Genomic DNA, 24142 nt, shown 5'->3' with positions numbered 1-24142 from the left:
ATCCGCCTAGCTTCGACTTCCTGGAGATCGAGGAAAGCGAGGCAGACATGGGAATCCGTAGTGTGTTGTTCGCCGCCGGCTACGACCGGCTCATGGCCGACGCCGAGCAGCTGCTGCTGACCGGGCTGCGTGACAGGCTGCTCGCCGACGCGAGCGGCGACGTGCTGGAGATCGGCGGCGGGACCGGCGCGAGCCTCGCCGCCTACACTCCGAACGTGCGGTCCGTGACCGTCACCGAGCCGGACGTGTCGATGCTGCGCCGCCTCAAGCGCCGCGCCGAGACGGCCGACCGTCCGGTGACCGTGTTGCAGGCCCCAGCCGAGGATTTGCCGTTCGAGGACAACACCTTCGACACCGTCGTCTCCTCGCTGGTGCTGTGCGGGGTCACCGACCAGCAGCGGGCGCTGCGCGAGATCCGGCGCGTGCTGCGCTCCGACGGCCGGCTGCTGTTCATGGAACACGTCCGGTCCGCGGAGCCCGGGCTGGCCCGGACGCAGGACCGCCTGAACTGGCTGAACCGGTTGGTCGTGGGCTGCGAGTGCAACCGCCCGACCGTGACGTCGATCCGGGACGCCGGCTTCACAGTCGGGGAACTCGGCCACCACACGATGCCCAAGGCGCCGCCGATGGTGCGCCCCGTCGTGGTCGGCACGGCCACCTGCCCCGCCGTCACGCCGGCTGGCGACCGGCAGTGACCGCGGGAACTCGTCAGCTGTGGACCCACCAGACGGGTACGGGTGGATCCGTCATGGCGATGCCAGCGCGTCAAGCACGACCGCGGTCTGGTCATTCCAGGCGGCGAGCAGAGCAGTGTCGCACCGGTCCGGATCGTGCCACCACTCGACGACGAATGCGCCGTCGGCGGTGTGGCAACGCACCTCGACAGGGTGGCGACCGGTCGGGGCAACGTCCAGAGCCATCCGGGAAAGCGGTTGACGGGACGCGCGGACGGGCCTGCCTACTGCCCCTTGTGCAGCGAACAACACGCTGGGCTCGGGTAGGTCGCGGAAGCGCTCTGCCGTCGGGCCGTAGAGGTGGCGAAGCACGCCATAACCCAGGCCGTGCCGGGGAACATCTCGCCAGGACTGCCGGACGGCGTCGAGCCTGTTCTCCGCCGCGGTGAAGGTGACCGGGTAGATCGCCGAGTACAGTCCCACTGACCTGTCGAGGCTCATCGCCGGGTTTGCCTGCCGGACGCTGCCCAGCACGTCCACAGTCATCGTGGTTCGTCCGGTGAGCCGATGCCAGGCCGAGGTCATGGCGGTGAGCAGGAGTTCTGCCCATTTGGCCTGTGCGCGGCGCCGAACGGCGGTCAGCGGTTCAGCCTTGGCGGCGTACCTGAGCACCTGCCATGGTCCAGCAGGATTCGACACGGACAGACCGTCGGGTGGAACGTCGAGAGTCGCCGTCCAATGGTCCAGCTCGGCGAACAGGCTCTGGTCGTTCACCAGGTCCTGCGTGTACCGGGCCCATCGCGCCCAGGCCGTCGTCTCGGGCAGCGTCACCGCGTTTCCGGCGAGGAGATGATCGCACGCCGTGATGAGCTCTTCGGTGAGGATCCGCGCGGACGCTCGATCCACCTGATTTACCACCACGGCAAGGAAGACGGCGTCAACCGTGTCCACGAAGGCTGTTTCGCCGACGAGGTCCAGCACCGCATCGGCTGTCTTCAGGCTGTCGACGTCAGCGGTGACCAATGGCAGTTCTCTCCGCAGCTCGCGCCTCTCCTGGTACCACACGCCATGCGACATTGTCGGGACCAGGCCCAACGCATCGTGCCGTGCGGTGACCGCCGCGACAGCCCGTTGCACGATCGCTCGATCCAAGTCGGGCGCGAGCCGGAACAGCAACGGTGTCTGTCGATGCCCGGAAGCACTCAGATACCACAACTGCGTCGGTGTCAAGGGGATGCGGCGGTCCTCCACCGGTTGCGCGACCGGCGCGGTCCTGGCTTCGACGTGGGCGACAAGCGAATCGAACGTCGAGTTGTCGAACAGATCCTTGGGGCGCATGTCGATTCCCTGTGTCCGCGCCCGTGACACAAATGCCGTGGCCATGACGGAGTCGCCGCCCTGCTCGAAGAAGCTGTCGTTCGGCGCGACGTCGTCGACACCGAGTGTCTCCCGCCATAGATCGGCGAGCACGTCGCGGTGGTCGCCCGGAATTGCCGGACTGGCCTGAACGACAGCGGTCGCACGGGGCTCTATCCAATGGTGTTCTCGCTGGAAAGCATAGCCGGGTAGGGAAACGCGCATCGCGTCCGGGTTTGCCGGCACGGGTTGCGGGTCCGCCAGGCCTTGCCCCGACTCCAGCAGGTCAACCGCTTCCGCCGCTGTCGACGCCATGACCGCGAAGCGGTGCTCGAACTGGTGCCTGCCGACAGACAGACTGTGCGCCACGTCTGCCAGCGGGATCTCCGGCTTACGTCGAAGGTGGGCAGCCAGGGCTTGCCGCATATCCGTGAGCGCGTTCTGGTTCCGCGCGCTGAGCACGAGCACACTGGGACGTTGGTCCGCGGGCCGTTCCGGACGGCGTGGCGTTTCCGCGACGACCACATGCGCGTTGGTGCCGCCCATGCCCAACGAGGTCACTCCGGCGATCTTCGGCCGCTCTCCCCAACCGGTGCCGTCTGCTCGGACGACGAACGGCGAGTCATCGAGCCTCAGTTCCCGATTCGGTTCGGTGAAGTGTGCGGTACCGGGGATCCAGCCGTTCTCCAGCGCGAGCACGGCCTTGATGAGCCCGGCGATCCCCGAGGCCGCTTCCAGGTGGCCGATGTTGCCCTTGACCGAGCTCACCACGCAGTCCTCGGCAGTCGGCAGCGCGGTCCGCAGAGCGGCCATTTCCACCGGATCACCAAGCGTGGTGCCCGTTCCGTGCGCTTCGACGTATCCGATGTCCTGTGGTTCGAACCCGGCCACGGCGAGAGCTTCGGCGACCACCGCGGACTGCATCCGCACGCTGGGCGCCGCAAACCCCATCTTCAGCGAACCGTCGTTGTTCGTGGCACTGCCACGGATGACCGCACGGACATTGTCCTTGTCCGCCACCGCGTCCGACAGCCTCTTGAGCACAACGGCGCCACCGCCGCTGCCGAAGACCGTGCCGTTCGCCGCCGCGTCGAAGGGCCTGCACCGACCGTCCGCGGACATCATCGAGTCGATGTCGTGGACATAACCGACCCGGTGCGGCACCTTCACCGTCATTCCGCCGGCCAACGCCATGTCGCACTCCCCCAAGAGCAAGCTCTGGCACGCCAGATGTACCGCGACCAGCGAACTGGAGCACGCGGTCTGCACGGTGAGCGCGGGACCGTGGAGGTTCAGCGTGTGCGCCACCCTGGTGGCAAAGAAGTTGTTGTCCCCCATGGTCAATGCCTCGACGACTGCGGTGGAGGTACCCGTGTCGAGGAACTGCCGCGGGTCGCGCTGCGACAGCAAGGTGTGCTGTAGGTAACCGGTGAACGAACCGGCGCCGAACACACCGATCGCGCCGTCGACAACACTCGGCAGGTAGGCCGCGTCCTCCAAAGCGTGCCAACAGCTTTCGAGGAACAACCGTTGCTGTGGGTCAAGCGCCGCGGCCATTCCCGGTGCGAAACCGAAGAACTCCGCGTCGAACTCGGCAAACCCGGCGAGACTGGCCGCCCTGCGGACGTAGTCGGGGTTGCGCAGCACACCCTCGGGAACACCGTTGGCCCGCAACTCACCTTCGCCTAGGTCGTCGAGACAGTCCCGGCCGGCCACGAGGTTCGCCCAGTATTCGTCGAGGTCACCGGCCTTCGGAAATCGACCTGCCATCCCGATGACAGCGATGGATTCCCCGGCGTTCACGACCGCCTCCTCACCGCGCGGCGTTTCGCCGTCAGCGTCGCACGGGTGCGCGCACGGTCGGCCGCTGCCGAGGCCACGGCCGAGTCAGCGGTCGGGTCCCCGGTCGCGTTCCCGAGCTCGTTCATCACGTCGTCCGTCAACTCCGCGACCGTGTGGCCGCCAAGCAGGCGGGCGACCGGGATCTCCACGGCGAAGTCCTCCCGGATCGCGTTCTTGATCTTCACCGCGCCCAGCGAATCCAGCCCGGCGTGCACCAGCGGCCGGTCTTCGGGCAGTTCGCCCGGTTCGAACCCGAGCACCGCCCCGGCACGGGCGATCACCCGTGTGCCGACCATCCGGCGGCGGTCCTGGTCGTTGTGCCCGGCAAGCGAGTCGACGGAGAACCGTGCTGTGGGGTGGAAATGAGCGAAGAAGTCCGACCGGGCGATGTGCGGGTACGCCGCGGCGAGCCCGGCGCTGTCGAACCTTGCCACACTGACCTGGGCGATATCCCTCGCCAGGATCTCCCCGAGGACCGCCATGCCCGTGCTGGTCGGTATCCCGGCAAGCCCGGCGACCTGCTTGCCGGTCACCGAGCCGATCTCCGACCAACGGCCCCAGTTGACGGTGATCGCCCGGATGCCCTCGCCGCGCAACTGGGTTCCGAACGCGTCGAGCCACGCGTTTGCCGCCGCGTGCGCGGCCTGTCCGGGGGCACCGATCACCGACGCCAGCGACGAATAGCTGACCCACCAGTCGAGCGAACCCTCGCCCAGAGCGGCCCGCAGACGCTGGGCGCCGAGGACCTTGGGATGCCACACGCGCTGGATTCGGTCATCGTCGAGATCCTCCAGCAGAGCGTCGTCCAGCACGCCGGCGGCGTGCACCACACCTCGCAGACGGTGCCCTCTGCTCTCAGCGAGCGCGACGGCCCGTTCGGCGGTTTCTGTGATGTCGCCGGTCAGCACCAGAGCGTTGGCGACATCGACCGTAGGGCTTGACCGGCCACACAGGAGGATCGTGCCGGCGCCCTGTTCCGCGAGCCATTCCGCGGTCCGCAGTCCGAGGCCGCGGGTGCCTCCCGTCACGATGTAAGCGCCATCCGGCCGGACCAGCACGGAGTCCGTTCGCGCGGGAAGCGCCACGGGCATGAGCCGCGCCGCCCGACGGTTGCCGTCTCGGTATGTGACCTCGTCTTCCGTGGTCATCGCGATGTCCGCGGTGCCGTCCGGGTCGTCCACCAGGGACAGCGGGAGCTCCGGATGCTCGTGCCGGAGCGTTCGAACCAGACCGGCCAGGGCGGCGTGCTCCGGATTCGCCGCGTCGATCGCGACGATCACACGGTCGTAGGGCGGCCCGGCTGTGAGGATCTCCCGCAGAGTCGTCGCGAGGTCGAGCACCAGTTGCCGGCCGTCGACTCCGTCCGGCATTCGGAGGACCCGTCCGGTCTGTCCACTGGTCCGCGGCGAATCGACCCACTCAACGGCGTACAGCAGTTCTTCCCAAGACGGGGAGCCGTGAAGTTCACGCAACCGCACTCCGTCAAGTGTCGCGATCCATGCCCCCGACTTCTCGTACACGTCAACGGTCGCGAGCGTGTCGCTGTCCTGCGCGGACTTGACACTCGCCCGGCAGACCAGGTCACGGCCAAGTGAGCGCCGAGCACGCACGCTCCCTATCCCGACCGGCAGAACTGTCCCGGTCCTCTCCCCGGCGATCAGCGCGGCAAGCCCGTGCATGCAGGCATCGAGCATCGCCGGATGCAGCGTGAACCGGCCGTCCTGAGGCAACTCGTCCGGCCACGACACTGTGGACCAGCCGTCGGACACGGCGTTCACCCCCGCGAACGCGGGGCCGTGTTCCTGCCCGGTCGAACGCAGCCGCTCATAGAGAGGGCCGGCGCCCCTCCACTCGGTCACAGCCGCGATGTCACCTTCGATGTCGCTACCGGCCTGGTGGTCTGCCCGCCGGACGGTTGCGGTCGCGTGCACGGCGGAGTCCGTGCTGATCTCCACATTCGCGGTGTCGCCCGACAGGGACATGGTGGTCGTCAGTGTCACCGGCCGTGACAACGGCAGCAGGCGCCGGAACTCCAGATCGGACATCTCGACCGCGCCAATCGGCACTTCCCATGCCGCGCAGGCAGCGGCGGAGACCATCTCGACAAAGGCCGAACCTGGGAGCACAGCTCGAGTGTTCACTCGATGGTCGGCAAGCCAAGGCAGGTGGTCGAGGTCCACAGTTGCCTGCCAGATGTGCCGGTCGGTCAGCTTGACATGCACTCCGAGCAGCGGATGCAGGTCGTCAGAACGCCGGATGACCGCCCTGTACCGCTTCCGGTTCCACGCCATCGTGGGCAACTCGGCTAGCCGGCCGACGGGGTGCACGGTTGCCCAGTCGACGGTCAGCCCACGGCAATGCGCCCGGCCGATGTTGGCCAGCAGAGTCGGCCGCGCGGGCTGCTCCCGCCTGAGTGAGCAGAGCGCGGAGGCGCCGGTGATCCCGGAGTCGCCCAATGTGTCCACAATGGCGGGCACCACGACCGGATGAGGTGAGATCTCGATGAAACACCGGTAGCCGTCCGCCGCCGCGGCCTGCAACGCCTGCGTGAACCGAACCGGATTGCGCAAGTTGTCCGCCCAGTAACCCGCATCGAACGACGGCGGCGCGCCCGGCAACGCCGTGCCATAACAGGGGGTCACCAGGCCACTTGGTTCGATATCGCCGAGGCTCGTGGTCAACTCGTCGATGATGGAGTCGACGTGCCGGCTGTGCGCGGCGAACCGCACCCCCGGCACCCGACGCGCGATGATCCCGACGGCCTCGCAGCCGTCGATGAACCGTTCCACATCCTCGGGACGTCCCGTCACCACGGACGCCCTGGTCGAGCTGTACACGGCGAGGTCGAGCACGCCGTCGGGGCCGATCATCCGCATCACCTTCGCGGCGGGCAACTCCACAAGGGCGGCAGCACCGTGATCGGTCAGCCGCCGTTCGATCAGCGCCGAACGCCGGCAGATCACCCGCGCTCCATCGGCAGCCGACAACGCACCTGCCACCACTGCCGCGGCAACCTCACCCATCGAGTGCCCGATGACCGCCGCCGGTTCGATCCCGTAGTGCTGCCACGTCCTCGCCAACCCCACCTGCGTGGCGAACAGCGTCGGCTGAACCAATGCCATGCTGGCGGAACCGAGATCCTCACCGGTCATCAGCTCCGACAGCGCCCGGCCGCACTCGTGGGCGAAGACGTCTTCGAGCTCCTCGACCAGGCCGGCGAACACGGGTTCGCAGGTCATCAGTTCCCGGCCCATGCCCGTCCACTGCGAGCCGTGGCCGGAGAACACGAAGACAGCACCGGCCTGCGGTGCGGCCGACGTCGCGCGGTCGTAGTCGCCGCGGCGCAGCCGGTCGATCAACTGCTCGCGATCGTCGGCGACGACGGTCAACCGTTCGGTGAGATGGGCTCGCCGCCGGGCCAAGGTGTAGCCGACATCCGGCAACGAGACCTCGGCGCCCTCGTTCTCCAGCCAGTGCGCCAGGCGTTCCGCGTTGGATCGCAGCGACTGGGGCGATCGGGCGGATATCGGGAAGAGGCCGATCATTCAACCTCCCAGGCCAATTCCGCGTACCAGTCCATCATGGACATGACTTCCCCGGCCGACGCGGGCGGCAGCGGAAACACGCACCGGGTGACGCCGATTTCGCGGTACATGTCGATGATCTCCTCGTCGGCCGGCACCCCGAACACCGTGACCGGCACGGACATACGCCCAGCCACCGCGGCCCGGTGCCGTAGCTCGGCGACGCGGTCGGCGAAGTCATCCCCGAGCAACGCATGCCAGGGCATCCACTCGGCGCCCAGCGCCAGCACCCGGTCGATCGCGCGGGGACCGTTGCCGCCGTAGAGAATGGGCGGGTGCGGGCGCTGCACCGGTTTCGGCACCGACCACAGCGGATCGAACTTGACGAACCGGCCGGCGAACGACGCCTCGTGCTCGGCCCAGACACGCTTCATCACCACCACGTGTTCCAGCAACCGAGCGGTCCGGGTCCGCGGGTCGACACCGTGGTTCAGCATCTCCTCGTGGTTCCAACCGGCGCCCACGCCGAACAGGAACCGGCCATCGGACACGACGTCCAGGCTGGCCACCTGCTTGGCCAACTGGATCGGATCGCGGATGGGCACCTGGCAGATGCCTGTGCCGAGCCGCAACCGGGTGGTGGCCCCGGCGGCGAGGGCCAACGTGATGAAGGGGTCGACGCCTTGCAGGGTCTCCGGCGGGACCGCCACACCGCCGGGGTGTGGACTGGCCATGCTCACCGGCACATGGGTGTGTTCGGGGACGAAGAACGACTCGAAACCACGGTCCTCGGCCGCCCTGGCCACCGACGCCGCGTCCAAAGAGAAGTCTGTGACGAGCATCATCACACCGAAATGCATGGTGGAACCTCGTGTCTCACGGTTGGCGGAGCACAGCGTGCGCGTTCGCGCCGCCGAATCCGAAGGAGCTGACCCCGATCAGCGCGCCGCCGCCCGCCGGCAGCGGCGAGGGCTTGGCCGCCACGGCTAGCCCCAGCCGATCGAGGTCGATGTGCGGGTTCGGGCTGTGGTAATGCAGTGTCGGCGGGATGTGTCCGTGGTCGAGCGACAGCACCGCCTTGATCAGACCGGCGATGCCCGCTGCCGCCTCCAGATGGCCGAGGTTCGACTTGATCGAGCCGATCAGCAGCGGACGCGCCCGATCCTCACCCAGCACGGACCCCAGCGCCGTCGCCTCGATGGGATCGCCGAGAGGCGTCCCGGTGCCATGCGCCTCGACATAGCAGACCTTTTCGCGTGGAATACCCCAGTACACCTCGGCGAGTAGCTCCTGCTGCGCCGACGGATTGGGCGCCATCAGGCCGTTCGACCGGCCGTCCTGGTTGACGGCGCTGGCTACCACTGTCGCGTGTGGACCGTCGGAGCCCTCAGGCCTTGTCAGCACGACCGCGGCGCAGCCCTCGCTTCGGACGTACCCGTCCGCAGCCGCGTCGAACGGACGGCAACGCCCGCCCGGCGCCAACGCACCCGACCGGTCGAAGTTCACCGTGACAGCCGGGGAGAGGATCAGGTTCACCCCGGCGACGATCGCCAGGTCGCATTCCCGCGAATCCAGGCTGCGCTTCGCCAGATGCAGCGCCACCAGTGACGACGAACAAGCCGTGTCCACGGTCAGACTCGGGCCCCGCAGGTCGAGCACGTAAGACACCCGGTTGGCCAGCACGCTCGCCGCCGCCCCGGTTCCGGTCCACCCGCTGATGTCGGCCAGGTCGGCCAGTCGTTCCCGGCCGTGGTCGTTGGTGGCCGCCCCGACGAACACACCGGTCCGGCTGCCAGCCAGGCTGTCCGGCGGGATTCCCGCGTGCTCCAGTGCCTCCCACACGACTTCGAGCAGGATGCGCTGCTGCGGATCCATCTCGACGGCTTCCCGGGGCGAGATCCCGAAGAACTCCGCGTCGAAGTCGTAGACCCGGGTGAGGAAACCACCAGCGGTCGATGTCCCGTCCGGGACGGGATAGGCCTCCCACCGATCGGTTGGCACTGCGGTGACGACGTCATCACCGGCCATCAGCAATCGCCAGAGCTCGGCCGGTGAGTCGACGCCACCGGGCAACCGGCAGCCGATACCGATGACGGCGACCGCCGACTCAGCCCTTGCCGTCCCCGTCTTCGGCGGTGCGTGGGCCGAGGACAGGGAGTCCGCGAGCTTGCGAATCGTCGGCTGTCGCCACAGGGCGATCGGCTCGATCGGCCGGTCCAGGAGGTCTTCCAGCTCACCGGCGATCCCCACGGCGTCCCGCGAGCTGATGCCGTAGTCAGCGAACGGCCGGTCGGTGTCGATCCGGTCGGGCGGCACACCGACGTGCGCCGCGAGCCGTTCGATCAGCCACCGTTGCACGTCAGCCACGCTCGAACCCGCCGCCCTCGAACCGGGTCCGGGCCTCCTGCCGGCGGAGTTTGCCGCTCGAGGTGATCGGCACCATGCCTTTTCGCACCAGGGCGACGATGTGGACGCGCACGCCGTGACGTTCGGACACGCTTGCGCGCACTGCCGCCCGGATAGCGCCGACGTCGACGGTGGAAGTCGGCGACAGCAGTTCGGCGACCACGACAAGGTGCTCCGCGTCGTCGATCTCGGAGGCGAAGGCGACCACCCGCCCTTGACGCAACTGCGGGCACGCCTCCTCGACCGTGGCCTCGATGTCCGCCGGCTGATGGTTGCGGCCGTCAATGATGATCAGGTCACGGAGCCTGCCCGTGACGTACAGCCTGCCGTCCCTGAGGAACCCGAGGTCGCCGGTGCGCAGCCATCCTGCCTCCTCGGCGTTGCCTGCGCCGAACGTCTCGGCAGATCGCTCGGGTTGCCTCCAGTATCCGGCGCAGACGTTGTTGCCGCGCACCCGGATCTCGCCGACGGCGTCCGTCTCGGCGCCTGTTTGGGGGTGCACGATCCGGACTTCCTGCCGGATCGGCCGGCCCGAGCTGACGATCAGCTGGGCTCGCGGATCGGTCACGTTCACCGGCCGGATCCGGCCGGCGGAGAGCTCCTGCCTGTCGAAGGCGCCGATGTGCGGCGGCTGCCCCGGGTCGTGCCCGGTCACCACCAGGGTCGCCTCGGCCAAGCCGTACCCCGGGCAGTGGGCTTCGTGCCGGAATCCGTAGTCCTGGAAGGCTTCGGTGAACCGGGACAGCGTCTTGGGACGAACTTGTTCCGAGCCGTTGCCCAGCGTTCGCAGCGCGGACAGGTCGATTCCGGCGCGCTGGTGTGGTCCGACACGGTCGACACACAGGTCGAGCCCGAAGTTCGGCGACATCGTGCCGGTGGCGCGGTGGGTGGTGAGCAACTCCAGCCAGCGTCGAGGTTGCTGGATGAACGCCAGCGGAGCCAAGCACGTCACCGGGATCATGCTCGCCAACGGCAGCACGACCGAGAACATCAGGCCCATGTCATGGAAGAACGGCAGCCAGCTGACCAGGCTCGACGATTCGTCCGCAGGCACCCAGCCGGCCAGTTGCGCAGCGCCGGCCACCAGGTTGCGGTGGGTGACCTGCACGCCGGCCGGCGCTCTGGTCGAGCCCGAGGTGTATTGCAGGTACGCCACGGCGTCGCCGCCAGGTGGACCGGGCAATGCCGTCCGGGCGTCGGGCGTGGTCTCATCGACCAGCATGACCTCCTTCGGCAGTGTCGAAAGCCGGGGCGAGGCGAGCAACTCCTGCACAGCGTCAGCGTGTTTGCCGCTGGTCAGGACGATCTCGGGCGTGCAGTCGGCGATCACGTCGAGCAGCCGGTCGGCCGACCGGAACGGCTCCGGCGCGAACAGTGGCACGCCGATCACGCCGGCGCGCAAGCAACCGAGAAACGCGGCGACGTAGTCGACGCCGTGTCCACACAGGATCGCGGCCCGCCCGCCCGGGTCGGTGTTCTCCAGCAGGCCGGCCGCCACCGCGGCGCTTCGCTCCGCCAAGTCCCGGTAGGTCAGGCTGGTTTCCAGCCCGCCGCGGTCGGTGGAGTAGTCGACGAACGTCATGGCGATCCCGTCCGGTCGCACCACCGCGGCACGGGTCACCGCCAGAGCAGGACCCAGCGCCGTATCCGCCACATCCCGCGTGTCCCCCGGCTTCACGCCGATACCCCGGCCGACACCAGCCACTGCTCGAACGCGTCGAGATCCGGCAGGATCACCGTCGAGCATGCCAGGATCGCGAGCGTCTGGCGCATCTTGGTGATCGCCACGACCGTGCGTCCGGCCAGGTAGGCGCGCTGCATCTCGGCCGCCGTGCCCATGCTCGGTTCCCGGCCGGGCAACCACGCGACGCAGACGTCCGAGGCGGCGGCGAGATCGGTGAGTTTGTGGAAACCGCCGATCAGGTCCAGCACCTCGGGATCGAGCTCGTCCCGCCGGATCACCGGCCGCTTGGCCAGTGCCGCGTGCGCCGCGCGGATCCGGCCCTCGTCCGCGGCGAACCACCCGATGAGAATCTCGACGGGGTCGTGCACGACGGCGTCCGGCTCGTGCCGTTCGATCACGTCGCGGAGCCGCCGCCGGTAGTCCTGGTCGGCCACGTCGGCCCCCGACCTGGCTCCTTGCATGAGCCCGGCCAGGAAGAACGATCGGGTATTCATTCGTCCTCCATGGAGTACTCGGGAACCACAACGTCGTCCGACACCCTCGCGACATAGATCTCGGCGGCGCTGAGCAGGTAGCCGGTCAGCTCGTCCGGGCTGCTGGAGACGGACGCGCAGATGCCGGCCAGGTCGCGCCGAAATTCGTCCGTCCCGGCGCGACTCACCGCCCCCTGGTTGTCTCTGGTGATCAGACAACGCGCGTCGACCAGTTGCTCGCGCGGCCTTCCACTGAACGGCAACACCAGCTCACGCATGCGACCACTGTCCCGATCGACACTCCTGATCGACAGATTGTTCTGCTCGGCGTCCAACAACAGCCGGCGAACAAGCGCACGCGGCGGCGGGAACACCGGCAGCGTCAAGCCAGGCCGGAATGCGAAAGCACGGAAAGTAACATACCTGCCCAGCCTCGGACTATATCGGAGATATTCGCTGTGCAGGCGGCCGTCCGCGGGAGTCCAGCTCAACCTGAGTTTCGACGGCTTCGTCTCACCGTTCACGGTTGTACGGAATGGAAAGGCATCCTCGACGACCGTCACGACACCGTCTCGCGCCTCGGCCTTCCGCAGCACCACCGGCCTACGGTGCAGCAGATACGGATCGAGCACAACCATGCCGCCGGCCTGCGGATATACGGCGGCGACATGCCGCCCGGAGTACAGGAAGGTCGCCTTGACCCCACTGCGCTCCCGCACCAGCCGCGCGACTTCGAACGACTGCCACGCGCAGCCCATGCCCAACCGACGGGGCGGCAGGCCATCGCCATAGTACTCATGGAATTGCGCGGCACTACAGTACGGAACATCGAACAACACGTCGTCCAGCGCCGCCACAAACGGCAACCCCACAGCGACAGCCAAATAAATCATTCCTTTTTGAATTCAATTCGCCACAACCGGGCAGCGGCGCGTTCAACAGGGCAAAATTCGACACTTTTCTCTTGCGCGCACACCACGCAGAGCTGTCCGCCGGCGCGACGCTCAGACAAAAACGGTCACATACACGGTGACAGCGCGTCCGGCGTTCGACACAGTCAATGACACTCCAATACTCCTCGCCCCCGAAATTACCGCGGGGCGCAGACGTTCTCGAAGCTCTGGATTGGAACCCAGCGCGGCGTGATCTCATTCGGTCATTGGCGGCCGTTAGCTTGTCGGTGTGGCTGATGGGGGACGCAGTTTGCGATCAACATGATCATTATGGACGACCTGGCCCCTGTTCATGGAGTGGCCAGATCAGTGGCCCCCCTATCGGACCGCACTCGACGACCTCTGCCTGCCACACACCTTCCCCGTGCTCCGCCTGCTCCCGGTTGGTGTGGAACACCCGCCGCGCCGGCCGTGACTGCCAAAGGCACAGCCCGGTTTCAGGAGAGAACGTCATGATCCGGTCCTCTGCCGCCACCTCCGGCGAGGAGTTCGCGCCACCCCAGCGCGTTCAGCTGCCGGTCAACGGCGTGACCAGCCGTCGGTGGCACCGTGAACGGCCCCCGCTGTCCACAGACCGCCCGATGTCGCGTTCGGCCACACGCTGCCGTGTCCGGCCTATCGGCAGCCCGTTCGACCTTCCGGTTGTCACGGACCCGGATGTGCCGCGGTGCGCAGGTTCGAATCCTGCCCGCGGCGGTGCGCACGCAAGTGATGTCCGCGACCCGCAACTGGTTCACCCGCGTCGCCGCGAAGTCACGTTCCACCAGGTCAGTCGGCCGTCCGGTCTCCGGCGCCGGCCACGTCGTGCGCGGGGACTTGTCGCGCGGCAGCCCACGCAGCCCCGCCTTGCGCATGAGCCGCTCGACCGTGCACCGGGCCACGAGGATGCCCTGCCAGTTCAGCTCAGCCCAGACCTCGCTCCGGCACAATGTCAAGGGCCCGATCCAGGTTTCTATTATTTGACATGAAGCCGGCGGGGCTTCCGAACACCCGGAGTTTCGGTAAATTGGCCAGAGCACGGTGGTTCAACGGAGTCGCCCCGTGCTTGACGCCGCGCACGGCCGGCCGGCCGCACGTCAGTGATTCGGATGACGCACTGAGCTGGGGGGCAATAGTGGGTGGGACAGAGATCGGCCATACCAACGATGCGGCGGACGTCCGCAGCGACGAGTTCGACCGGCTCCGGGCCGGTCTCGACCGGTTGGCGCCGGGCTCCGGGCACACGATCCAGGTGACCGGCGAGCCCGGCATCGGCAAAAGCATGCTGCTGACGGAACTGGCCGCCGAGGCCCGGCGCCGCGGCCTGGCCGTGTGTCACGGGCGCAGCAGCGAGTTCGAACGCAAGGACATGTTCCGGTCGCTGGCCAACGCGCTCGGCGAGAACGTGATCGCGAAGGCGTGCGCCGAGTTGCCGGCGAGCCAGGCCGATGTGATCACCAAGCACCTGCTGCGCGCACCCCGGGACCGCGCCGGCGACGGACCCGACGCCGATGTGCTGCCCACTCTCCGCGCGCTGCTCACCCACCTGGCCAGGGACGGGATGGTCCTGCTGCTGGACGACTGCCACTGGGCCGACCGGCGATCGACCGAATTCATCAGCTTCCTGGCGCGGTATCCGGTGCCCGCGCCGCTGCTGCTGGTCGTGGCCTACCGCCCTCGCCAGGCGTGTGCTCGGCTGGCGGGTGCTCTCGCGCACGGCATGGCCGCCGGCACGGTGGAGCGGATCGAGCTCGGCGCGTTGAGCGTCGACCAGTCCGCGAGCCTGCTCGCCGTCGACGGGCGGAAAGTGGACGAGAACCGCCTGCGCGATCTGCACGAGGTGAGCAAGGGCAACCCGTTGTACCTACTGGCACTGTCCGAGCAGGATCAGCCGACCGAGCTCCGGCTGCCGCGGCAGCGCGAACCCGAATCGGCGGGCCTGGCCGCCGCGCTACTCGCGAGCGAACTCGCCACGCTCTCCCCCGATGAAATGCTCGTCGCCGAGGCCGCTGCCGTGCTCGGGGTCGACTGCGACATCAACGCACTGATCACGGTGTCCGAGCTGGACCGCAATCGGGTGTGTGCCGCGACCGCCGGGCTGGAGTACCGGGACGTGCTGCGCTCGGCGGCCGATGTCGGCGTACTCACGTTCCGGCATCCGTTGTTACGCCAGCTGGTGTACGCCGGCACGGACCTGTGCTGGCGGAACGCCGCGCATCGCCGCGCGCTGGGACTGCTGACCCAGCACGGCGCGTCGGCCGAGGACCGAGCGTGGCACGTGTCCGGCTCGATCGCGTTGTTCGAACCCGACGACCTGACCGTCCTTGCCCGCGCCGCCGCGGATGTGCTGCCCGACCGCCCCGAGGAGGCGATTCGGCTGCTGCGGCTGGCGCTGCGGCTGACCGCCGTGGACACCGAACGAACCGAGTTGCGGCTGGTCCTGGCCAGTGCGCTCGTGGCCGCGGGAGAGCTGTCTGACGCCCGTGAGCTCCTGCAGGTGCTGATCCGGCACTGCCCGGCGGTCAGCGCCGGCCAGCGCGTCCGCGCGGTGGCCGAATGCGCCCTGGTCGAGTGCCTGCTCGGCAACTACACCGAGGCGAGCACCGTGCTCGCGGTCGAGCTGGCCGGATTGCGGGAACAGCCGCAAGCCCATCTGGGCGCCCTCGTCCGACTGCTTCGCCGACAGGCCGTCACCGGCCTGTTCGGCAGCGAGCTGCCCGACGAGGAACTGCTGGCATCGGTGTTCGAACTGGCCCGCCGGCAAGGCGATCGGGTCGACACGGCCAGCCTGCTCGCGCTGCGCGGCCTGCTCGCCAGCTACCGGGGCGACGTCCAGTTGGCCACCGGCATGGCCGTGGACTGCGCCGCGATCGTGGACACGCTCACGGACGCGGAGCTGGCCGATCACCCCGACTGCCTCACCCTGCTCGGCTGGGTGGAACGCATCCTGACCCGCTTCGCCGATGCCGAACGGCATCTGTCCCGGCAGGTCTCCCTGACCCGTCAGCAGGGCCGACACGGCGAACGGGTCATCGCGTTGCTCGGGCTGAGTCAGAACTACCAGGCCGTGGCCCGGCTCGCGGAGGCGCGGCGGGCGGCGGCCGAAGCCGCCGAGGTGGCCGGCCGCATCGGCGCGCGGCACGTGCGGGACCTGGCGATCATGTTCGAATCCGCGTACCTGGCGTGGATCGATCGGTCGGACGGGAGCCGGATCGCGGTGGCGCACGCCGAGCAGGCGGTGGCCATGCGGCTGCCCCGTGGCTGGTGGTTCGGCGTGCAGGCAATCCTGTTGTTGGCGCGGGTGCTGGAGATCGAGGGCGACGACCGCCGGTGCACCAGCCTGGTGCTGCACGCGGGCGGGGGCACCGACCTACCGGGCATTCCACCGCTGATCCGGCCGCGGTGTTACGAGATGTTGGCCAACGCTGCGGCGAACAGCGGTGACTCCCGCACCGCCGACTGGGTTCGTCGCTGCGACGAGGCCGCGGCCGCGGTGGGCCAGCCGAACCACTTCGCTTCGGCCATGGTCGCCCGGGGCCACCTGGTGCGCGCAGGCCAGGACTACGCGGCCGCGACCGCCCTGTACCAACAGGCCGCCGATCTGTACGGTTCGCTGGGCATGGCGGGCGCCCAGATCCGCTCGCTGACCTTCGCGGCGCACAGCGCCGAGCTGGACAACCGCATCGCCGAGGCGGACGCGCATCTGTTGCTGGCCAAGGATCTCGCACTCCAGTGCGGCGCCGTGGTGTTGTATGAGGACGCCGAGACGCTGCGCAGGCGGATCGTCCCGAAGGATGGCACCGCCTCGGTCGACGGGGACGAAACGACTGTCCCGGACGTGGATCTCTCGGTGCTGACCAAGCGAGAACGGGAGATCGCCCGGATCGCCGGCACCGGCATCCGCACCAAGAAGATCGCCGAACAGCTGTCGCTGAGCCCACGCACGGTGGACGTGCACCTCAGCCACGTCTACCGCAAGCTCAACGTGGGCTCCCGCGCCGCACTGGCCAATCTGATGGCCAAAGTGGACTGACGGACGACGGCGATCGGCGGCTCAGCCGGCCAGCCGATCGCCGTCACCGAGCAGGATCGCGTGGTGCAGGTCACGCAGGGACCGGCAGGGCTCGAGCCCGAGCTCGGCGGTGAGCGTCTCGCGCGCGGTCTTGTACACCCGCAGCGCGTCCGCCCGCCGCTCGCACCGGTACAGCGCGAGCATCAGCTGCCGGTAGAACGCCTCGTGCAGCGGGTGCTCGGAGACCAGGTCGTAGAGGAAGCCGACCAGTTCGCGGTGCCGGCCGAGTTCGAAGTCGCATTCGACCAGCATCTCGACGCATTCCAGCCGGAGTTCCTCGAGCCAGCTGACGAACCTGCCGATGACCTCGCCGTCGCGCAGGTCGTCAAGGGCCGGGCCGCGCCACAGATCCAGCGCCGAGGAGAACGCCGCCGACGCCTCCTCATGGTTGCCGGCTCGCATGCTGGACCGTCCGCGCTGCACCAACCGGCGGAACACCAACAGGTCCAGTTCGTCCGAACCGACCTGCAACAGATACCCCGGAGCCCTGGTGACCAGCGGGTCCGGCCGATCGACCGTGTTCGCGAGGAACCGCCGCAGCTGCGAGACGTAGACGTGCAGGCCGGCCGTGGCGCGCCGCGGCGGGTTGCTCCCCCACAGCTCGTTGAGCAGTTGGTCGGCCGGCACCACCTGGTTGGCGCGGACCAGCAGCACGCCGAGCAGCGTCTTTACCTTGTGCGCGCCGATCGACGCCGATCCGTTCTCATCGGCCACCCGCAGTGCACCGAGAACCTGGTATGCCACCGTGTGCCCCTCACCCCTGCGCTCGCACGCTCGACGGCACTGTCGAGAACCCGGACCGGATCAGTTTGCCCAAGTCAGGGGGCGCTCCACATCGTAGAAAGTACTTAAAGGCGTAGGTGGCGCCGAAGTTCGCGCTTAGGTCGGCTTCAGAGCCGGCGGCCACGATGGCGGCATGACCACCACGACCGCTGCGGAGCAACTGCTGCGGCTGCACCGGACCGGCCGCCTGGCGTCGGACTATCCGCTGGTCCGGGATCTGCTCGCCGACGTGCCGCCGGAGAGCCGCGACCTGCTGCGGCGGGCCGGCGCGTGGCTGTCCCGGCTCAACCCGGACGAGGTGCTGCGGGCGCACCCGGACACGTCCGCGCTGACCGTCGCCATCACCGGTCACGGCACGCTGGCCGCGCTGATCGCCCCGCTGACCGTCGAGTTCGCCCGGCACGGCCTGCTGCTCAGGCCGGTGCTGTCCGACTTCGACAGTTACGTCGTCGATCTGTCCGATTCGGACAGCGACTTGTACTCGGCCCGGCCCGAGATCGTGCTGTGCCTGCTCGATCCGGCGCTGATCTTCGACGAGGTGCCGACGCCGTGGCGGCCCGAGGACGTGCGCGCGGTGTTCGAGGCCAAGGTGGCGCTCGTGGCCGGGCTGGCCGCGCGGTTCGCCGAGCGAGGTGCGGGCACGCTGGTGTTGAACACCATCCCGCTCCCCCGCACGCGCACCGCCGCGCTGGTCGATCACCGGTCCAGGGCCGAACTCGGTGCCGCCTGGCGCGAGGCCAACGCGCGTCTGCTGCGGCTGACCGCGGCCCACCGGAATGTGGTCGTGGTCGACACCGATTCGTTGCTGGCCGACGGCATCCCGGCCGGTGATGCCCGACTGAGCGTCTACGCGAAGGCGCACCTGTCCACCGAGTTGTTGGCCGGATACGCCCGCGAGATCGGACATCTGGCCCGGAACCTGACCGGCCGGGCGAAGAAGGTGCTGGCCGTCGACCTGGACGGCACGGTGTGGGGCGGCGTGCTCGGCGACGACGGGCCGGAGGGTATCGAGGTCGCCGACGGCTATCGGGGCGAGGCGTTCCGCGCGTTCCAGCGCACCGTGCGGCAACTCGCCGCCCAGGGAGTGCTGGTGGCCGCGGTGAGCAAGAACGACATCGAGCCGGTGCGCACCGTGCTGCGCGAGCATCCGGGGATGACACTGCGCGAGGACGACTTCGTGCGTGTGGTGGCCAACTGGCGGCCCAAGCACGAGAACCTGGTCGAGCTCGCCGAGGATCTCAACGTCGGCGTGGACAGCGTGGTGTTCGCGGACGACAGTCCCTACGAGCGCGGTCTGGTACGCCGGGAGCTGCCCGCGGTCGCGGTGATCACCCTGGACGACGAGCCGGCCTGGCACGTCGACCGGCTGCTGGCCGACGGCTGGTTCGACACGGTCGAGCTGACCGCCGAGGACCGCGACCGGCCAACCAAGTACCGGGACGAGCTGGTGCGCAAGGACTTCCTGAACTCCTTCGACTCCATCCAGGACTACCTGTCCGAACTCGGCGTCGCGGTGCGGGTTTTCGCCGCCGGCGAGCAGGACGTGAACCGAGTGGCGCAGCTGTCCCTGCGCACCAACCAGTTCAACCTCACCACCCGCCGCTTGCAGCCGGCCGACGTGCAGGCCCTCATCCGCGACCCGGACGCGCTGGTGCTGGCGCTGCGCACCGCCGACCGCTTCGGCGACAACGGACTGGTCGGCGCGATCCTGGCCCACCGGGAAGCCGACGTCCTGCACATCGACAACTTCCTGCTCAGCTGCCGGGTGTTCGCCCGGGGCGTGGAGCAGACCGCGTTGTCCGTGCTGCTCCGACACGCCAGGGACACCGGCGCGGGCAGCGTGGTCGGCGCCTACCGGTCGTCCGCAAAGAACAGCAAGGTGCGGGAGTTCTACCCGCGCAACGGCTTCAGCACGGTGACCGACGACGGCGCCGAAGCGGTGTTCCGACACGACCTCGTCGACATCGCCGCCCCGCCCGAGCACGTCACGTTGACCGAGGAGTTGGGATGACCCGCGACGAGTTCACCGCCCTTATCCACGACGAGATCGGGCTGGCGGTGGCCACCGACGAACTGGACCGGGAACTGGACCAGGTGACCGGGTGGGACTCGGTGCACCTGCTCACCCTGCTGACCGCGCTGGAACAGGCGACGGGCCGGAGCATCTCCCTGCCGGACGTGCTGTCGGCGCCGAGCCTCGGCCGGATCTACGCGGTTGTGGCCGGCGGTGCCTGACTGGCTGGACGCCCCGCCGGACCAGGCCGACCGGCTGCGGCTGTTCTGCTTCCACCACGCCGGTGGCGGCGCGTCGGCGTTCCGAGGCTGGCGGGCCGCGCTGGCGCCGGACGTCGCGGTGTATCCGGTGCAGTTGCCCGGGCGAGAGGCCCGCGTGCGCGAACCGCGCATCAGCGACCTCGCCACCGCGGTCACCGCGATCGCCGACGCGCTCGATCCGTGGCTGAACCGGCCGTACGCCTTCTACGGGCACAGCATGGGGGCGCTGATCGCACATACCCTGACCAGCCGGCTGCTCGCCACCGGCAAACCGCTGCCGGCGCGGCTGCTGGTGGGGGCGTTCCCCGGGCCGCTGCTGCGCGCGCCGCTGGCCGAGGTGTCGGACATGTCCGACGAACAGCTCGTCGAACTGCTGCTGCGCATCGGCGGCATGTCCGAAACCGTGCGGCGCTACCCGGACTGGCGGGCGGCCGCGATCGCGCTGCTGCGTGCCGATCTGGGCATCTGCCACGGTCCACGGCCACCGGCCGCGCCGGCGTTGCCGGTGCCGATCGACGTGTACACCGGGGCCGCCGATCCACTGGTGTCCCGGGCGGACGTCGACGCGTGGGCGGCCCACAGCACGGCCGAGGTTCGCACGCACGTGTTGCCCGGTGGCCACTTCTTCGTGCACGACGCGGCGAGCGAGTTGCTCGACCTGATCCGCTCCGCGCTGGCCACGGTCCCGGTCCGCTGAACCGGTCCCACGATGTGGCACGCGCTTAGTGGCGGCTTTAGCGGCTCGGGGCAGGGTGGGCGCGGCGCGACACGAAGGGATACCCAGTGAGTTTGGTTGACGTTGCGGGGCTGACCATCGCGTTCGGTCGCGGTGCACCCGTCGTGCGGGACCTGTCCTTCACCGTCGAACCGGGTCAGTGCCTGGCGATCGTGGGCGAGTCGGGCTCCGGAAAGAGCGTGACCGCCCGCGCGCTGCTCGGCCTGGCCGGCCGGCGAGCGCGGGTCGACGCGGATCGGCTGTCGGTGTACGGCACGGACACCAGGCAGTTCCGGGCGAGGGACTGGCAACGGCTCCGGGGTCGCACGGTGGGCATGGTCCTGCAGGATGCCCTGGTGTCGCTGGATCCGTTGCGCACCGTCGGCGCCGAGGTGGCCGAGCCGATCCGGTTGCACGAGACCGTGTCCCGGCGGGCACGGGCGGCACGCGCCGTCGAGTTGCTGCGCGAGGTGGGCGTACCGGAACCCGAGGCCCGGGCCGCGCAGTATCCGCACCAGCTGTCCGGCGGCTTGCGGCAACGCGCGCTGATCGCCACCGCGCTGGCCGCTCGGCCGCGGCTGGTCATCGCCGACGAGCCGACGACCGCCTTGGACGTCATCGTCCAGGAACAGATCCTGGACCTGCTCGGCCGGATCACCCGCCAGGACCGCGGGCTGCTGCTGATCAGCCACGACCTGGCCGTGGTGGCTCGGCTGGCCGACCGGATCGTGGTACTGCGTGCCGGTGAGATCGTGGAATCCGGCCCCACGGCCCGAATCCTGACCCGACCGGACCATCCCTACACCCGACAGCTGATCGCCGCGGTACCCGCCCGTCGCGACCGGCCGACGACAACGCCGGGCCGACCGGTGGTGGAGATCGACCTGGTCGGCAAGACCTACTCCCGTGCCGAGCGGCCGGCCCTGTCGGACGTGTCCGTGACCCTGCACGCGGGGGAAACCGTTGCCGTGGTTGGCGAATCGGGCTCGGGCAAGAGCACCCTGGCCCGCATCGCCACCGGCCTGCTCGCTCCCGACACCGGCACGGTGCGCGTGGCCGGCCAGGCGTGGTCGGCGTTGCCGGAGCGGACCCGGCGCCCGCGTCGCGGCTTCATGCAGCTCGTGCACCAGAACCCGTACGCCGCGTTCGATCCTCGGTTCACCGTGGCGACCATCATCGGCGAGGCACTCCCCCGGCTCGGCCGGCGCCAGCGCGGCGAACGGGTGACCGAGCTGCTGGCCAAGGTCGGGCTGGGCGCTGAGTTCGCCGGCCGCCGGCCCCATGAACTCTCCGGCGGCCAGCGGCAACGGGTGGCCATCGCGCGGGCGCTCGGCCCGGATCCGTCGGTGCTGATCTGCGACGAACCGGTCTCCGCGCTGGATGTCTCGGTGCAGGCCCAGGTGCTCGAACTGCTGGCCGCGCTGCAACGGGAAACCGGGATCGCGCTGCTGTTCATCACCCACGACCTGGCCGTGGTCCGGCAGATCGGCGACCGGGTGCTGGTGATGAAGGACGGCCGGGTGGTCGAACAGGGCGCCGCCGCCGACGTGTTCGACCGGCCGCGCCACCCGTACACCCGGGCGCTGCTCGCCGCGATCCCGAGCCTGGAGCTCAGCCCGGTGGACTGAGCTCCAGGCTCGCCGACCCGCTCAGCTGGACCGGGCGACCGCGGTGGCCCGGCGCGCGACGCGGAAGGCGTCCGCGAAGTCGTCCAGGATGTCCTTCAGCGTCCGTGCGGCATCGGGTTCGAGCACAACCGCGTCCTCGGTCAGCGTGAGCTGGCTGTCCAGCAGGAAATAGCTCTGCACGACGTGCCGGGGCGCGAGTGACTGCAACACCGGCCGCAGGCCGTAGTCCAGCGCCAGCACGTGCGCGACACTGCCGCCGGTGGCCAGCGGCAGCACCGCCTTGCCGGACAGCGCGAACTGCGGCAGCAGATCGAGAAAAGCCTTGAGCAGTCCGGAATACGCGGCCTTGTAGGTCGGCGTCGCCAGCACGACGCCGTCCGCCTTCTCGAGCGTGGCCAGCGCCGAGGCAATGGCCGGATGGCCGCTGTCCCCGTGCAGCAGCGGCACGGCCGGCAGGTCGCGCAGCCGGATGTGGGCCACCTCGGCGCCGTCGCCGGCCAACGCGGCCAACACGTGCTCGGCCACCCGGTTGGTCTTGGACAGCTCGGAAGGGCTGCCGGAAATCGCCACTACGGTGGGCACGGTTTCCTCCTAGGAGAAGGCGGGTGTCGCGGCTCCGGTGGTGCCGGCGAACGCGGGCAGCACCCCCTCCGCGAACAGCTTCATCGAGCGGAAGGAGGCCTCGGTCGGCATCGCCCCGTACTGGAAGCCGGCGCTGATGTAGGTCACGCCGGAGTCGGCGATCTCCTCGATCTGGGCGACGATCTCGTCCGGCGTGCCGGCCAGCAGCCGCTGGTAGGCCAGTTCCTCGTCGGCCGGGTCGATCTCGGCCGGGGCCGGCGCCACGCCGTGCACCGGCACCGCGCCGGTGGCCAGCGCCCGGGACATGGCCATCTGCCGGGCGGCCTCGCGGGCAGCCAGCCGCCGGCCGTCCGGGTCGGTGGTGCAGTAGACGTAGCGGTTGGCCGAGTACTCCCGGCCGGCCACCGACTGCCCGGTCTCCCGGGCGATGTCCTCGATCGCCCGCCAGTGCTTGGCCAGTTCGGCCGGCGTGGCCAGGGCCAGGCCCATGAAGTTGAAGCCCCTGGTCACCGCGAACCGGGTCGACTCGGGACTGACGGCGGCCAGCCAGACCGGCGGATGCGGGTTCTGGGTGGGCCTGGGCAGCACGGTGACCGGTGCGTCGACGTGGTAGTGCCGGCCGTCGAACGTGGTGTCCTCGCTGGTGAGCAGCTGCGTGATCAGGTCGACAGCTTCCTCGAACATCGCCCGGCTGTCGGCCAGGTCCCGGCCGTAGCCGTGGAACTCGTGCGACTGGTAGCCGCGCCCGATGCCGAGGTCGACCCGGCCGCCGGAGACCGCGTCCAGGGTGCACACGTCGGCCACCAGCCGGACCGGATCCCACAGCGGCAGCACCAGGATCCCGGTGCCGACCCGCAGGTTCGGCGCGACGGTCGCGGCCTTGGTCAGCAGCAGCAGCGGCGACGAGCTGAGGCTGTAGGTGGAGAAATGGTGTTCGGTGATCCAGACGCCGGCGAAGCCCTTGTCGTTGGCCCACTCGACTTCGCGGAAGAAATCGCCGTACTTCTCGTCCGTCGTGGCCCGGTCAATGTCCCGTGACGCGCTCAAATAAGTAATCCCTATGCGCACTTCAGCAGCCTCCGTCACAGGTGAGCACACCGAGAACTCATCGACGCCACACAGTATCGACGGCGCGACTAATGACTACCTTGGCGAGCTCTAAAGCGCGGTTGTCGCCCACGGAACACCTACCCTAGG

17 protein-coding genes are annotated in these 24142 nt (G+C 69.2%); 6 read left to right on the top strand and 11 right to left on the bottom strand.

Annotation, left to right across the window (positions count from 1 at the left end):
* Nucleotides 1-47: 47 nt before the first annotated feature.
* Nucleotides 48-695, top strand: a complete 648-nt coding sequence (locus BCF44_RS50035; RefSeq protein WP_116181692.1) for a class I SAM-dependent methyltransferase — start codon at nucleotides 48-50, stop codon at nucleotides 693-695.
* Nucleotides 696-746: 51 nt separating this feature from the next.
* Here the strand turns inward: BCF44_RS50035 and BCF44_RS50030 are convergent, their stop codons facing one another.
* From BCF44_RS50030 to BCF44_RS59410, 8 genes are all read right to left on the bottom strand, one after another.
* Complete coding sequence (locus tag BCF44_RS50030) at nucleotides 747-3833, bottom strand: beta-ketoacyl synthase N-terminal-like domain-containing protein (RefSeq protein WP_116181653.1); 3087 nt, start codon at nucleotides 3831-3833, stop codon at nucleotides 747-749.
* On the bottom strand, nucleotides 3830-7417 hold the full coding sequence (locus BCF44_RS50025) for an SDR family NAD(P)-dependent oxidoreductase (RefSeq protein ID WP_116181652.1): 3588 nt from the start codon (nucleotides 7415-7417) through the stop codon (nucleotides 3830-3832). The genes BCF44_RS50030 and BCF44_RS50025 overlap by 4 nt, the downstream gene beginning before the upstream one ends.
* On the bottom strand, nucleotides 7414-8256 hold the full coding sequence (locus BCF44_RS50020) for an LLM class F420-dependent oxidoreductase (RefSeq protein WP_116181651.1): 843 nt from the start codon (nucleotides 8254-8256) through the stop codon (nucleotides 7414-7416). The genes BCF44_RS50025 and BCF44_RS50020 overlap by 4 nt, the downstream gene beginning before the upstream one ends.
* Nucleotides 8257-8272: 16 nt before the next feature.
* Nucleotides 8273-9763 (bottom strand): type I polyketide synthase, encoded by a 1491-nt coding sequence (locus BCF44_RS50015; protein ID WP_116181650.1) that lies wholly within the window; start codon nucleotides 9761-9763, stop codon nucleotides 8273-8275.
* Nucleotides 9756-11480, bottom strand: a complete 1725-nt coding sequence (locus BCF44_RS50010; protein WP_170218181.1) for a fatty acyl-AMP ligase — start codon at nucleotides 11478-11480, stop codon at nucleotides 9756-9758. Before BCF44_RS50010 ends, BCF44_RS50015 begins: the two co-directional genes overlap by 8 nt.
* Entirely contained in the window at nucleotides 11477-11980 is a 504-nt protein-coding gene (locus BCF44_RS56225; protein ID WP_170218180.1) for a hypothetical protein, read from the bottom strand. The genes BCF44_RS50010 and BCF44_RS56225 overlap by 4 nt, the downstream gene beginning before the upstream one ends.
* A complete protein-coding gene (locus BCF44_RS50005; protein WP_147328984.1) occupies nucleotides 11977-12816 on the bottom strand; it encodes a hypothetical protein in 840 nt (279 codons plus the stop codon). Before BCF44_RS50005 ends, BCF44_RS56225 begins: the two co-directional genes overlap by 4 nt.
* Nucleotides 12817-13349: 533 nt before the next feature.
* A complete protein-coding gene (locus BCF44_RS59410) occupies nucleotides 13350-13931 on the bottom strand; it encodes an IS3 family transposase (RefSeq protein WP_116181691.1) in 582 nt (193 codons plus the stop codon).
* Nucleotides 13932-14026: 95 nt separating this feature from the next.
* Between BCF44_RS59410 and BCF44_RS49995 the strand changes: the two genes are divergently transcribed.
* A complete protein-coding gene (locus BCF44_RS49995) occupies nucleotides 14027-16924 on the top strand; it encodes a helix-turn-helix transcriptional regulator (RefSeq protein ID WP_170218178.1) in 2898 nt (965 codons plus the stop codon).
* Nucleotides 16925-16945: 21 nt separating this feature from the next.
* On the opposite strand, the gene BCF44_RS49990 is transcribed toward BCF44_RS49995, so the two are convergent.
* Nucleotides 16946-17707 carry an AfsR/SARP family transcriptional regulator gene (locus tag BCF44_RS49990; protein ID WP_116181646.1) on the bottom strand — a complete coding sequence of 254 codons (762 nt, stop codon included), beginning with the start codon at nucleotides 17705-17707 and terminating at the stop codon, nucleotides 16946-16948.
* A 172-nt stretch (nucleotides 17708-17879) separates the two neighbouring features.
* On the opposite strand from BCF44_RS49990, the gene BCF44_RS49985 reads away from it, so the two are divergent.
* The 4 genes from BCF44_RS49985 to BCF44_RS49970 all read left to right on the top strand — a co-directional run bounded on the left by BCF44_RS49985 (nucleotide 17880) and on the right by BCF44_RS49970 (nucleotide 22363).
* Nucleotides 17880-19757: an HAD-IIIC family phosphatase gene (locus BCF44_RS49985; protein ID WP_116181645.1), complete on the top strand. Its 1878-nt coding sequence runs from the start codon at nucleotides 17880-17882 to the stop codon at nucleotides 19755-19757.
* Complete coding sequence (locus tag BCF44_RS49980) at nucleotides 19754-19981, top strand: acyl carrier protein (protein ID WP_116181644.1); 228 nt, start codon at nucleotides 19754-19756, stop codon at nucleotides 19979-19981. The genes BCF44_RS49985 and BCF44_RS49980 overlap by 4 nt, the downstream gene beginning before the upstream one ends.
* On the top strand, nucleotides 19974-20717 hold the full coding sequence (locus BCF44_RS49975; RefSeq protein ID WP_170218177.1) for a thioesterase II family protein: 744 nt from the start codon (nucleotides 19974-19976) through the stop codon (nucleotides 20715-20717). Before BCF44_RS49980 ends, BCF44_RS49975 begins: the two co-directional genes overlap by 8 nt.
* Before the next feature lie 86 nt (nucleotides 20718-20803).
* Nucleotides 20804-22363 carry a dipeptide ABC transporter ATP-binding protein gene (locus BCF44_RS49970; RefSeq protein WP_116181642.1) on the top strand — a complete coding sequence of 520 codons (1560 nt, stop codon included), beginning with the start codon at nucleotides 20804-20806 and terminating at the stop codon, nucleotides 22361-22363.
* 21 nt (nucleotides 22364-22384) lie between these two features.
* Here BCF44_RS49970 and ssuE read toward each other — a convergent pair whose 3' ends face one another.
* Both ssuE and BCF44_RS49960 read right to left on the bottom strand, forming a co-directional pair.
* Nucleotides 22385-22945: an NADPH-dependent FMN reductase gene (gene ssuE, locus BCF44_RS49965; protein ID WP_116181641.1), complete on the bottom strand. Its 561-nt coding sequence runs from the start codon at nucleotides 22943-22945 to the stop codon at nucleotides 22385-22387.
* 9 nt (nucleotides 22946-22954) lie between these two features.
* Nucleotides 22955-23992 (bottom strand): LLM class flavin-dependent oxidoreductase, encoded by a 1038-nt coding sequence (locus tag BCF44_RS49960; protein WP_211353612.1) that lies wholly within the window; start codon nucleotides 23990-23992, stop codon nucleotides 22955-22957.
* Nucleotides 23993-24142: the final 150 nt, after the last annotated feature.

It is taken from the genome of Kutzneria buriramensis (assembly GCF_003387475.1).
Classification (GTDB): domain Bacteria; phylum Actinomycetota; class Actinomycetes; order Mycobacteriales; family Pseudonocardiaceae; genus Kutzneria; species Kutzneria buriramensis.
The sequence above is the reverse complement of the archived record's forward strand: the minus strand, read 5'-3'. Positions and strand labels throughout refer to the sequence as shown.